Raw genomic sequence first — 12114 nt, 5'->3', positions numbered from 1 at the left:
CGGGCCACAGGGCTGACAGACATCGCCATTTCCCTTGAGCCGCAAGGAGATCGCACGATGCTGCCCTGGAAACGCGCGCTCGGATCTCTGGGCGCGCTGCTGCTGGCCACCGCGTTTCTGGTCACCCCGGCCGCCGCTGCCGACACCCCCGCCCCCGCCCCCACATCCGCTTCTGCCTCCGTCCCCGCTTCCGCCGCTGCTTCGAGCCGTGGGTGGAACGACTACTCCTGCAAGCCTTCCGCCGCCCATCCGCGGCCGGTCGTCCTCGTCCACGGGACCTTCGCGAACGCCATCGACAACTGGCTCGGGCTCGCCCCGTATCTGGTGGACCGGGGCTACTGCGTCTTCTCACTCGACCACGGACAGCTCCCCGGCGTACCGCTGTTCTACGGGCTGGGGCCCATCGACGCGTCGGCCGGGCAGCTCGCCGCCTATGTCGACAAGGTGCTCGCGGCCACCGGGGCCGCGGAGGTCGATATCGTCGGGCACTCGCAGGGCGGCATGATGCCGCGTCACTATCTGAAGTTCCTCGGGGGCGCGGCGAAGGTCAACGCGCTGGTCGGTATCGCCCCCAGCAATCACGGCACCACCCTGCTCGGGCTGACCGGGCTGCTGCGGTACTTCCCCGGTATCGAGGACCTGCTGACCGAGAAGACGCCCGCGCTCGCCGACCAGGTGGCCGGGTCGCCCTTTCTGACCCGGCTCAACGCGGGCGGGGACACGGTGCCCGGGGTGCGCTACACCGTGATCGCCACGCGGTACGACGAGGTGGTCACTCCGTACCGGACACAGTTCCTGTCCGGTCCCGATGTACGCAATGTGCTGCTCCAGGACCTGTGCCCGGTGGACTTCTCCGAGCACGCGGCGATCGGGCTGATCGACCGGGTCGCCTTCCACGAGGTGGCCAACGCGCTCGACCCGGCGCGGGCGACCCCGACCACTTGCGCGTCGGTGTTCGACTGACGGGGGGTCTTCCGCTCCCGGGGGGTGGGTGTGCCCGGGAGCGGAAGACGCTTTGAGCCCGCGCGGGGGGGCGGAGGCCAGGGCCCTGAGGTCAGCGGCCGTGCCTGGCGGACGGTACGGCCCTGCGCCTGGCCGAGGCGAACAGGACGGCGGCGCCGATGGCGAGGATCGCCGTACCGCCGATCGCGAGATACGGGGTGACACCGGAGCCGCCGGTCTCGGCGAGGTTCTGCTGCCCCGCGGCGGGCTGGGCGGCGGACTGCGCGTCCGCGGACTGTCCTTCGCCGGACTGCGCGTCCGCGGACTGCGCGGCCGGCGCGGCGGCAGCTTGCGCGGTGGCGGTGTCATCGCCGTAGCTGTCGGTGTCGGTGTTGTCAGCGGCGTCGGCGGTGCCGGCAGTGTCAGGGGTGCCGGTGTGTTCGCCGGTGTCACCGTGACCGTTGTGTTCGACCGTCGACTTGCCCGCGCCCGCCGCGATCTCCTCGTCGGTGGGCGCCGAGGCCGCCGGGGCGGGGACCGCCGGAGCGCCGCCGCCCGCACCGCCGTTGTCCGCCCCGAACACCACGTCCGAGCAGGTGTAGAACGCCTCGGGACTGTCCGAGCGCTGCCAGATCGAGTAGATGAGATGGCGGCCCGACTTGTTCGGCACGATCCCGCCGAAGACGTACGCGCCGTTCTCCAGCTTCGGGTCCGTGACCTTGAGGAAGGGCTTCGGCTCCAGGTCCGACCACTTCAGCGGCTTGGCCGGGTCGTAGCCGTCCTTGGTGAGATACAGCTCGAAAGAACCCTTGTGCGGAGCCGTCGCCTTGTAGCGGAAGGTCCTGTTGCCCGCGGTCATCGGGGACGAGGGCCAGTCGCCGCGCGCCAGATCGAGCCCCTTGTACTTGTCCCTGCCCGCGCCGCACAGCTTTCCGTCCGGGATCAACTGCTTGTGGTTTCCGGCCGCGTTGGGGATGTTGACCTCGTTCCAGTCGTACAGCGCCTGCGTACCGCCCGCGGCGACCGCCGCCTTGCACGCCGCCGACCGCGGGCTCTCCGGCCCCTCGGCGTAACAGGCGGCCACCCGGCTGACCGGATCCGTCAGCGACCCATGAGCGGCGGCCGGCGCGGCACCGATCCCGGCCGACGCGAGCGGAACGAGACCGAGGACGACGATCCCGGCGGCCGTACGGCGAGCGGTCATGAGCAGGTTCTCCTTAGGAGCGGCACGGGTGAGGAGCGGCACGGGCGGAATCCGCCGGAGCGGCGGACGACCTCCCCGTCGAACGCCGCCCCGGCGATCAGCAAGCTAGCCGCTCGGAACCCCGGAATCCGCTGCTCGGACGGGGTGCGGGCAATCCTTATGGCGCCGTTAAGGCAAGCCTAAGAGTCGGCTCAGGAAGGCGCCTGAAGGCGCCGGCGGGCGCCGTACGGAAAGCCCTGCGGGCGTTGACCGCCGCCCGGCGGGCTCGGGTAGGGTGGCCGTCGCCAGCAGTGAGCTGTGCACGGACCCACCGAAGGAGGCGAGACCCATCACCGCTGTATCAGGTCGGGTGCTCCCCCTTCTCGGCCGTGCGGTCCATCGGACATAGGTGACCGCCGGGAGTGCCCATCGGCATTCCGAAAGGCTCCCCATGTCAGCTTCAGCTTCCGCGTCAACTCCCTCGTCCGCCTCGTCTGCGACGTCGGCTCCCGCTCCGTCCGCCGCCGTACGGTCCGCCGTGGTCGCCAGGCTCCGCGCCGCCGGCTGTGTCTTCGCCGAGGACGAGGCGTGTCTGCTCGTCTCCGCCGCCGGTTCCGCGGCCGAACTCACCGCGATGGTGGACCGGCGGGTGGCCGGTCTGCCCCTTGAACATGTCCTCGGCTGGGCGGAGTTCCGCGGTCTGCGGATCGCCGTGGACCCGGGGGTCTTCGTGCCCCGCCGCCGTACCGAGTTCCTGGTACGGCGGGCCGCCGCCCTCGCCGGGCCCGGCGCCGTCGTGGTCGATCTGTGCTGCGGCACCGGAGCGCTGGGCGCGGCGCTGGCCGCGGCCCTGGGCCGGGCCGAGCTGTACGCCGCCGACATCGACCCGGCCGCGGTGCGCTGCGCCCGGCGCAATGTGGCCGCCGCCGGAGGCCGGGTCTACGAGGGCGATCTTTACGAGCCGCTGCCGACCGCGCTGCGGGGCCGGGTGGACGTCCTGCTCGCCAATGTCCCGTACGTACCGACCGAGGAGGTCGGACTGCTGCCGCCGGAGGCCCGCATACACGAGGCGCGTGTGGCGCTCGACGGGGGCGCGGACGGGCTCGACGTCCTGCGCCAGGTGGCGGCGGACGCGCCCGGCTGGCTGGCGCCGGGGGGCTCGCTGCTGGTCGAGACGAGCGAGCGCCAGGCGCCGATGGCGGTGGAGACCCTCGCGGCCGCCGGCCTGACGCCGTGCGTGTCCCGCTCCGAGGAGCTGTACGCCACGGTGATCACCGGCACCAGACCGCCCGGCCGTACGGCCTGACCCCGCTGCTGGTATCGCCGGACGGGCCGGCTGTGCCGTGTCCTCACGCGCCGACGGCCTGGTCAGCCCGTCCAGCGGTAGCGGCGTTCCGGGCGGCCCGTGCCGCCGTAGCGGAGGGAGATCTCCGCCCGGCCCGTTTCCGCGAAGTACTCCAGATAGCGCCGGGCGCTCACCCGGGACAGCGCCCCCGCGTCCGCGCACTCCGTCGCCGACAGCCCGTCCTTGTGCTCGCGCAGAATGCCCTCCACCAGCTCGGCGGTGTGCGCCGCCAGCCCCTTGGGAAGACCGCGGCTGCCCGGCGGGCGCGTACCGAAGATACGGTCGACGTCCTCCTGGCGCGCCTCGCCCAGCCCGGCGAGGCGCGTCCGCAGGGACGCGATGTGCCGCAACTGCTCCTGGAGCGCCGTCTGGCTGAAGGGCTTGATCAGATAGTGCAGCGCGCCGGCGCGCAGCGCCGCCCGGATCACCCCCGCGTCCCGCGCCGCCGTGATGAACAGCGCGTCGACGGGCGCCCGGCCCCGGTCCCGCTCCTCCGCCGCCCGCAGCTCGCGCAGCACCGCGATTCCGTCCATATCGGGCAGATAGATGTCGAGCAGGACCAGATCGGGCGCCAGCCGCTCGGCCGCGCGCAGCGCTTCGGCGCCGCTGTGCGCCACCCCGACGACCGTAAACCCGTCCATCGCGGACACATAGCGGCTGTGCAGCTTGGCGACCATGAAGTCGTCGTCAACCACCAGCACTTTCGTCACGGCGACACGCTAGGCCGCGACCGCAATGACCACAACGTCCGTTGATTCCGGAAGCGAGACAGCTTGTTAACGCACAGGCAACATGTGGCCCACTTCACAAGCTTTCCGAAAGGCGGCAGACGTGCGATTGCGCACCCCTCTGGCCCTGCTCGGGTCGGCGCTGCTGGTGCTGGTGGGGCCGCCGTTGCTCACCTCGGGCAGTGGCGCCGACACCGGTACGCAGATCCCCGGCCTGCGCTTCATGGTCCCCAACACCCCCGGCGGCGGGTACGACATCACGGCCCGCACCCTGGCCAAGAACGCCGAGGACGCGGAACTCACCCACAACATCGAGGTGTTCAACCTGCCGGGCGCCGGCGGCACCGTCGGTCTCACCCGGCTCGTCGGTGAGCACGGCAACGGCAAGCTCGCCATGTCGATGGGCCTCGGCGTGGTCGGCGCCGTCCACACCAACAAGGCGCCCAAGACCCTCGCCGACGCCACCCCGATCGCCCGGATCACGGAGGAGTCCGACATCGTCGTCGTCGGCAAGAACTCCCCGTACAAGACCATCGGCGACCTGATCGAGGCCTGGCGGGCCGATCCCGCCAAGGTGCCGGTCGGCGGCGGCTCGTCGCCCGGCGGGCCCGACCATCTCGCGCCCATGCTGATGGCGAAGGCCGCCGGGATCGCGCCGAAGACCGTCAACTACATCCCGTTCGACGGCGGCGGCGAACTCCTCGCCTCGATCCTCGGCGAGAAGGTCGCCTTCGGGGTCTCCGGCCTCGGTGAGTACCGCGACCAGATCGAGGCCGGTGAACTGCGGCTTCTCGCGGTCACCGCGCCCGAGCGGATCCCCGGTCTGGACGCCCCCACCCTCCGTGAGTCCGGTCTCGACACCGACTTCACCAACTGGCGCGGCATCGTCGCACCGCCCGGCCTCTCCGACGCCGAGCGCACCAAACTCCTGGCCTTCTTCGACGAGTTGCGCGACTCGTCCCAGTGGCGGGAGTCCCTCAAGAAGAACGGCTGGACGGACGCGTACCTGCCCGGCGAGAAGTTCGGCGACTTCCTCGCCGAGGAGGACCGGCGCGTGGGCTCCGTCCTGAAGGAGCTGGGACTGTGAACGCCGAGACAGAAACGCCGACCACGGCTCAGGCGGCGGGGACACCGGAGCCCGGCACCCGCCGGTCCTGGCTGCGCGAGCACTCCGAACTCGGCGTCAGCCTGCTGCTGCTCGCCCTCGGAATCCTCGTCCTGACCGACGCCCTCACCATGAGCGTCGACATCACCCAGCGCGGCCCCGTCGGCCCCAGGACCGTGCCGCTCGTCGTCGGCGCCGGACTGCTCGTCGTCGCCGTCCTGCTCACCCTCGACGTCCTGCGCGGCGGGCGCGGCGAGGCGGAGGGCGGCGAGGACATCGACCTGAGCGAGCCCAGCGACTGGCGTACGGTCCTGCTCCTCGCCGGGGTCTTCCTCGCCAACGCCGTCCTCATCGGCCCCCTCGGCTTCCCGATCTCCGGCGCCCTGCTCTTCTGGGGCTCGGCGTACGCGCTCGGCAGCCGCCACTACGACCGCGACCCGCTGATCGCCGCGGTCCTCTCCCTCGTCACCTACTTCGTCTTCGACAACCTGCTCGGTGTCCCCCTCCCCGGTGGCCCGCTGATGGGGGTGCTGTAACCGATGGACTCCCTCAACTCCCTCCTGGACGGCTTCGGTACGGCGCTCACGCCGATGAATCTGCTCTGGGCCGCGATCGGCGTGCTGCTCGGCACGGCGATCGGTGTCCTGCCCGGGATCGGCCCCGCGATGGCGGTGGCCCTGCTGCTCCCGGTGACGTACGGACTCGAACCGACCGGCGCGTTCATCATGTTCGCCGGGATCTACTACGGCGCGATGTTCGGCGGCTCCACGACCTCGATCCTGCTCAACACCCCCGGCGAGAGCGCGGCGGTGGTGGCCGCGATCGAAGGCAACCCGATGGCCAAGGCGGGGCGCGGCGCGCAGGCGCTGGCCGCCGCCGCGGGCGGGCACTTCGCCGGCGGCATGATCGGCACGATCCTGCTGGTGGTCCTCGCCCCGACCGTCGCCTCGCTCGCCGTGGACATCGGCGCCCCCGACTACTTCGCGATCATGGTGCTGGCGTTCATCGCCGTCACCTCCGTACTCGGCTCGTCCCGGATCCGCGGGCTCGCCTCGCTGCTCATCGGTCTCACCCTCGGCCTGGTCGGCCTGGACCAGATGACCGGTCAGCAGCGGCTCACCTTCGGCTCGCTCCAACTCGCGGACGGCATCGATGTGGTGATCGTCGCGGTCGGGCTCTTCGCGATCGGCGAGGCCCTCTGGGTCGCCGCCCATCTGCGCCGCTCCACCGGCGAGGCGATACCGGTCGGCCGCCCGTGGCTGGGCAAAAAGGACATCCGGCGCACCTGGCGGCCGTGGCTGCGCGGGCCGCTCATCGGCTTCCCGTTCGGCGCGATCCCGGCGGGCGGCGCGGAGATCCCCACCTTCCTCTCGTACGTCACCGAGAAGCGGCTCTCCAAGCACAAGGCCGAGTTCGGCAAGGGCGCCATCGAGGGGGTGGCGGGGCCCGAGTCGGCCGCGTCCGCCTCGGCGGCGGGCACGCTGGTGTCGATGCTGACGCTCGGGCTGCCCACGACGGCCGTCGCCGCGGTGATGCTGGCCGCGTTCCAGCAGTACGGCATCCAGCCGGGGCCACTGCTCTTCGAGCGTGAACCCGAGCTGGTCTGGGGCCTGATCGCCTCGCTCTTCGTCGGCATGCTGCTGCTCCTCGCGCTCAACCTGCCGCTGGCGCCGGTCTGGGCGAAGCTGCTGCGGGTCCCGCGGCCCTATCTCTACGCGGGGATCCTGTTCTTCGCGGCAGTCGGCGCGTACGCGGTCGGCGGTGAGGCGCTGGACCTGGTGATCCTGCTGATCATCGGTCTGATCGGGTTCGGGATGCGGCGGTACGGGCTGCCGGTGCTGCCGGCCGTGATCGGCGTCATCCTGGGCCCGGCCGCCGAACAGCAGCTCCGCCGCGCGCTCCAGATCAGCGACGGCAGCGTGACCGGCCTGGTCAACACGCCGTTCTCGGTGGCGGTCTACGCGGTCATCGTCCTGCTGCTGGCCTGGCCGGCCATACGGAAGCTGATCGCCGCACGCCGGAACCGCACGGCCTCGGTCTGACCGGCCCTCCGACCCGAGCCGGGTGCCCCGCCCTTCCCCATGGGGGCGGAGCACCCGGCTCGCACGGTCGTTGTCAGTGGCGCGTGCCACGATCGGACCATGACTTCGACAGCCTGGGACTCCCTCGCCGACTCGTTCGACCAGGAACCCGACCACGGCCTCCTGGACCCCGCCGTCCGCGCGGCCTGGTCCGCCCGCATGGCGGCCTGGCTCCCGGCCGGCCCGTCCCGCGTACTGGACCTCGGCTGCGGCACGGGCAGCCTGTCCCTGCTCGCAGCCGAACGGGGCCACCGGGTGACAGCCGTCGACCTGTCACCCCGCATGGCGGCCCTGGCCGTCAAGAAACTGGCGGGCACGGACGCCGAGGTCCTGATAGGCGACGCGGCCCGGCCGCCGGTGGGGGAGCGGAGCGTCGATGTGGTGCTGGCCCGCCATGTGCTGTGGACACTGCCGGACCCCGAACGGGTGCTCCGCCACTGGGTGTCGCTGCTGCGCCCGGGCGGCCGGCTGGTCCTGATCGAGGGCGTCTGGTCCGGCACGGGCCTCCCGGCGACCCGCCTCATCACCGCCCTGACCCCCCTCACCGACGAAGTCCACCACGAGCCCCTCTCGACGGACCCCGCCCTCTGGGGCCGCCCGGTGGACGACGAGCGCTATGCCCTGATAGCCGCCCTCGACCGGTCGGTCGTTCTGCCCGCCACGGATCACCCCAGCCCGTCCGGCGATTGAGGACACAGCACAGCAGCCCGTCCGGCGATTGAGGACACAGCGGGTCAGGTCAGGTCGCGGACATGGCGGACTTCCGTCGCGCAGACCTCGTAGCCGAACCACTTGTTGATCGCCAGCATCGGGCCGTTCCCCGCGTCATTCGCGGTGTACGCGTCCGTGAAGCCGGCCGCGCGGGCGCGGTGGAGGGAGGCTGTTTTCGCGTGTTTCGCCAGGCCCTGGCCGCGGAACGCGCGCAGGGTGCCGGTCATGCCGGACATGTAGCGGGTGCGGCCGTCCGTGTAGGCCGCGGTGAAGGCCGTGACACGGCCGTCGGCGACCACCACCGTCGTCAGGTCCCGGTCGAGACAGGGATGGTTCCAGGTGTGGCCCAGCCAGTCCTCGTAGTCGTCGAAGTCCGTGCCGATGTCGCTCGGTTCGTCGGACGTCGCCTCCGCGTCCGCCTCGAACAGCGGTCGCGGGTCGTCCGCGAAGTCCGCCGCCGTACGCAGCTCGAACCCCGGCGGCAGCGGCTCCGGGTCCGGGAGTACGGCGCCGGCCAGACCGAGGCGCTGGAAGCACGCGGGGCGCGTCGCCCGGTAGCCGTGGTGCTCGGCGAAGTCCCGGCTCGCCGGCTCGTCCAGCACCCAGGAGTAGACACTGGTCGCGCCCTCGACCGCGAGATGCTTCTCGGCCGTACGGAGCAGCAGCGAGCCCGCTCCCCGGCCTCGCCGCTCCGGATGGACCTGCGGAGTGACGGACGACTGCCCGGGGTCGGTGCTGTCGTACGCGACGGAGACATGCGCCGAGCCGATCAGCTCGCCGTCCTCCTCCGCCACCAGCAGCCGGAACTTCTTCGCCGGATTGGCGTGTGCCACCTCGAAGAGGACGGACTCCTCGGTCATCACCACATAGGGCGTGCAGATCTCGCGCAGCCGGACCACGGCCCCGGCGTCGTCGGTACGGAAATCACGGACGATCACAGTCATGGGGCGGCACGGTACGCGCGTCCCGCGCCGGACCGCCTCCCCTTTTTCCGCGGCCCCCTTCCCGCCGGATTCCACGGTCCTCCACAGGGCCGCCCGGCCCCGGCCCCGGTGGGGGAGAATCGGTCCGTGACCCTGCAGATCGTGATCGACCCGGCCGACCCGACCGCTCCGTACGAGCAGCTCCGTACCCAGATCTCCGAGCGGGCCCGCTCCGGCGCGCTGCCCGTGGGGTACAGACTCCCGACCGTCCGGGGGCTCGCCGAGGATCTGGGCCTGGCCGCCAACACCGTTGCCAAGGCCTACCGCGCGCTGGAGTCCGACGGGGTGATCGAGACCCGGGGGAGGAACGGTACGTTCGTCGCCGCCGCCGGGGACGCCGCCGAGCGCGAGGCCGCGAGCGCCGCGCAGGCGTACGCGGAGCGCGCGCGGCGCCTCGGCCTCGACCGGGCCGCCGCGCTGGCCGCCGCCGAGGACGCGGTACGGGCCGTCTACACGGCCTGACCCGGCAATGCGCCCCGGGACCCGGCAACGCGACCTGACCCCGAAGCGCACCCCGGGACCCGGCAACGCGCCCCGGGCGGGATCGGAGCGGGGTCAGAGATACAGGCCCGCGTCCGAGCCCGACTGCTGGGCCGGCACCGAAGCGGGCCCGCTGCCCCGGCGCAGCGCGTACAGCTCGGCCAGCGTCGCGCCCTCGCGCCCCACCGACGCCTCCCAGTCGCCGTCCTCCCTGCTCAGCCAGGACAGCGCCTCCGACCGGGTCAGCGACCCCACCTCGATCCTGGCCAGACAGCGGCCGGGACGGACCACCGCCGGATGCAGCCGCTCCAGATCCTCATTGGTCGTCACCCCCACCAGAACGTTCCTGCCCTGTCCCAGCAGCCCGTCCGTGAGGTTCAGCAGCCGCGACAGCGCCTGGCCCGCCGTGTGCTTGGCCTCGCCCCGGATCAGCTCGTCGCAGTCCTCCAGGAGCAGCAGCCGCCAGCGGCCCTTGGCCGAGCCGTCGTCCTCGCCGATCGCGATGTCCATCAGATAGCCGACGTCGTTGAAGAGCCGCTCCGGGTCGAGGACACAGTCGACCTGGCACCAGTCGCGCCAGGAGCGGGCCAGCGTACGCAGCGCCGAGGTCTTGCCGGTGCCGGGCGGGCCGTGCAGCAGGAGCAGCCGGCCCGCGATGTCGTCCGGGGTCACCTTCATCAGCCGGTCCATCGCGTCGGCCACCGGCGCCGTGTAGTTGGGCCTGACCTCGTCCCAGGTGCCGGCGGCGATCTGCCGGGTGGTGCGGTGCGGGCCGCGGCGCGGCGACACGTACCAGAAGCCCATCGTCACATTCTCCGGCTGCGGCTCCGGCTCGTCCTGCGCGCCGTCGGTCGCCTGCTGATGGACCTTCTCGGCAAGTTCGCGGCTGACGGCCGTGACGGTGACATCCGCGCCCCGGTTCCAGCGGGAGACCAGCAGCGTCCAGCCGTCGCCCTCCGCGAGGGTCGCGCTGCGGTCGTCGTCGCGCGCCGAGCGCAGCACGGTGGCGCCGGGCGGCAGCAGGGTCACGCCCGACCTGACCCGGTCGATGGTCGAGCTGTGCGAGTACGGCTGCTCGCCCGTCGCGAAACGGCCGAGGAACAGCGCGTCGACCACATCCGACGGCGAGTCGCTGTCGTCGACGGTGAGCCGGATCGGCAGTGCGTCCTGAGGCTTGGCAGACATGCCGCCCATGATCCGGCACGGGGACGGCCTGTGCACGGTGTTTTGACTCCGGCGGCGGGCCGCGCCGGGCGCGGGGGCCGGATCCCCCGGCTCCCGCGGGCCGGGTCCCCGGCTGGCGGGAGCCGTACGGCCGGGGACCCGGGGGCCGGTCGCCCCGGCCGTGTCACCACCGCCCCGCGGCCGCCGTACGGCCCAGCGAGGCGGCCCGGCGGGCGCGGCGCACGACCGCGTACCCCTTGGTCAGGGCCCGGTCGGCGGCGAAGGTACGGGCGACCGACCCGCCCTCGACGAGCCGTCCGAACTCCTCCGGTCCCGTGGTGCGCCGTACGGTCACCCGCTCCAGCGCGTACGGGCCCTGGCGGCGGCGCGCCAGCGCGTTGCCCACCGCGACCGACTGCGCGAACCCGGCGGCGCGGACCGTACGCCGTACGCGTCGGCTGGAGTAGCCGTACGGGTACGCGAAGGAGTCCGGCGCCGTGCCCAGTTCCCCGGCGATGATCTCCCGGCAGCGGCGGACCTCGGACCCGAGCCGGTCGTCGTCGAGCTGGTCCAGCTCGGGGTGGGTGTGGCTGTGGCCGCCGATCTCCAGGCCGGCCCCGGCCAGTTCGCGCACCTGGTCCCAGTCGAGCATGGTGTCGGGCGCGCCGCCCTCGTCGTACGGTCCGCGCAGCCAGCCGGTCGAGACGAACAGGGTGGCGGCGAAGGAGTACGAGGCGAGGACGGGGAGGGCGTGCCGGTGCACGCCCTCGTAACCGTCGTCGAAGGTGACCAGCACGGGCCGCGCCGGCAGCTCCCCGCCACCGCGCCACGCGGCGGCGAGCCGCGCGGTGGTGACGGGCGTGAACCCGCGCCGGTGGAGCACCTCCATCTGCCCGGCGAAGGCCCCGGGCGAGACGGACAACGCCCGGACGGCGGCGGGCGGCCGCTCCGCGACGGCGTGGTACATGAGGATGGGCACGGCCGCGGCCGACGCGTCACCGCCGCTCATCCGACGGCTCCCCGCGGCCGCCCGTCCGGTACGACCCGCCCGCCCGGCACCGGGGCCGCCCCGCGGCCGGCGCGCAGCGCACCCGGCGCGCTCCGGTGACCGCTCGGCGGCGGGCCCGGATCGGCCGGGGCGGGCCCGCTCATGGCGGCCGTCGCGGCCGGCCGACCGCTCGGGACCCGATCACCCATGGCGTCCACCGCGCCCGGCGCGAGGGCCGGGGCCGTGGAGTCGGGCGCGTGCACCGTCTCCGCCGCGATCCAGCGGTCCCCCGGGGAGCGGCCCGTGGCCGGAGGGCCCGCGATCGGGCCCGAGGAGAAGGCCGCACCCGCGCGGGTGCGGAGGCGGCCCACCAGATAGCCCGTCGCCGCCGTGGCCACGCCCGT

General features: G+C 72.9%; 11 protein-coding genes and 2 pseudogenes. 7 read left to right on the top strand and 6 right to left on the bottom strand.

The annotated features are described in order from the left end of the window. Positions 1-57 precede the first annotated feature (57 nt). Positions 58-963, top strand: coding sequence for an esterase/lipase family protein (locus ACFU9P_RS33460; RefSeq protein ID WP_384088298.1), 906 nt, complete (start codon positions 58-60; stop codon positions 961-963). Positions 964-1054: 91 nt separating this feature from the next. Here the strand turns inward: ACFU9P_RS33460 and ACFU9P_RS33455 are convergent, their stop codons facing one another. Beyond that, on the bottom strand, positions 1055-2146 hold the full coding sequence (locus ACFU9P_RS33455) for a lytic polysaccharide monooxygenase (protein ID WP_384088295.1): 1092 nt from the start codon (positions 2144-2146) through the stop codon (positions 1055-1057). A gap of 430 nt (positions 2147-2576) precedes the next feature. On the opposite strand from ACFU9P_RS33455, the gene ACFU9P_RS33450 reads away from it, so the two are divergent. Continuing rightward, entirely contained in the window at positions 2577-3431 is an 855-nt protein-coding gene (locus ACFU9P_RS33450) for a putative protein N(5)-glutamine methyltransferase (protein ID WP_384088292.1), read from the top strand. Positions 3432-3493: 62 nt separating this feature from the next. Here ACFU9P_RS33450 and ACFU9P_RS33445 read toward each other — a convergent pair whose 3' ends face one another. Continuing rightward, on the bottom strand, positions 3494-4171 hold the full coding sequence (locus ACFU9P_RS33445) for a response regulator (RefSeq protein WP_376383404.1): 678 nt from the start codon (positions 4169-4171) through the stop codon (positions 3494-3496). Between the two features lie 130 nt (positions 4172-4301). On the opposite strand from ACFU9P_RS33445, the gene ACFU9P_RS33440 reads away from it, so the two are divergent. The 4 genes and pseudogenes from ACFU9P_RS33440 to ACFU9P_RS33425 form a co-directional block, all read left to right on the top strand. Then, entirely contained in the window at positions 4302-5285 is a 984-nt protein-coding gene (locus ACFU9P_RS33440) for a Bug family tripartite tricarboxylate transporter substrate binding protein (RefSeq protein WP_376383301.1), read from the top strand. 71 nt (positions 5286-5356) lie between these two features. Further along, positions 5357-5839 carry a tripartite tricarboxylate transporter TctB family protein gene (locus ACFU9P_RS33435; protein WP_232788970.1) on the top strand — a complete coding sequence of 161 codons (483 nt, stop codon included), beginning with the start codon at positions 5357-5359 and terminating at the stop codon, positions 5837-5839. Between the two features lie 3 nt (positions 5840-5842). Further along, entirely contained in the window at positions 5843-7345 is a 1503-nt protein-coding gene (locus ACFU9P_RS33430; protein WP_376383297.1) for a tripartite tricarboxylate transporter permease, read from the top strand. A gap of 99 nt (positions 7346-7444) precedes the next feature. Then, a pseudogene (locus ACFU9P_RS33425) lies at positions 7445-8014 on the top strand (class I SAM-dependent methyltransferase); the annotation flags it as partial. Positions 8015-8118: 104 nt separating this feature from the next. Here the strand turns inward: ACFU9P_RS33425 and ACFU9P_RS33420 are convergent. After that, positions 8119-9039, bottom strand: a complete 921-nt coding sequence (locus tag ACFU9P_RS33420) for a GNAT family N-acetyltransferase (protein WP_384088288.1) — start codon at positions 9037-9039, stop codon at positions 8119-8121. Between the two features lie 126 nt (positions 9040-9165). Here ACFU9P_RS33420 and ACFU9P_RS33415 point away from each other — a divergent pair, with 126 nt between their 5' ends. Continuing rightward, positions 9166-9540, top strand: coding sequence for a GntR family transcriptional regulator (locus ACFU9P_RS33415; RefSeq protein ID WP_384088285.1), 375 nt, complete (start codon positions 9166-9168; stop codon positions 9538-9540). Between the two features lie 93 nt (positions 9541-9633). Here the strand turns inward: ACFU9P_RS33415 and ACFU9P_RS33410 are convergent, their stop codons facing one another. The 3 genes and pseudogenes from ACFU9P_RS33410 to ACFU9P_RS33400 all read right to left on the bottom strand — a co-directional run. Next, positions 9634-10743: a DUF5925 domain-containing protein gene (locus ACFU9P_RS33410; RefSeq protein WP_384088282.1), complete on the bottom strand. Its 1110-nt coding sequence runs from the start codon at positions 10741-10743 to the stop codon at positions 9634-9636. Positions 10744-10906: 163 nt separating this feature from the next. Beyond that, positions 10907-11731, bottom strand: coding sequence for a polysaccharide deacetylase family protein (locus ACFU9P_RS33405; protein ID WP_376383020.1), 825 nt, complete (start codon positions 11729-11731; stop codon positions 10907-10909). After that, positions 11728-12114 (bottom strand): annotated as a pseudogene (locus ACFU9P_RS33400) (hypothetical protein); the annotation flags it as partial. The gene ACFU9P_RS33405 and the pseudogene ACFU9P_RS33400, both read right to left, overlap by 4 nt.

Origin of the sequence: Streptomyces sp. NPDC057617 (assembly GCF_042800555.1) — a bacterium.
GTDB lineage: Bacteria > Actinomycetota > Actinomycetes > Streptomycetales > Streptomycetaceae > Streptomyces.
The sequence above is the reverse complement of the archived record's forward strand: the minus strand, read 5'-3'. Positions and strand labels throughout refer to the sequence as shown.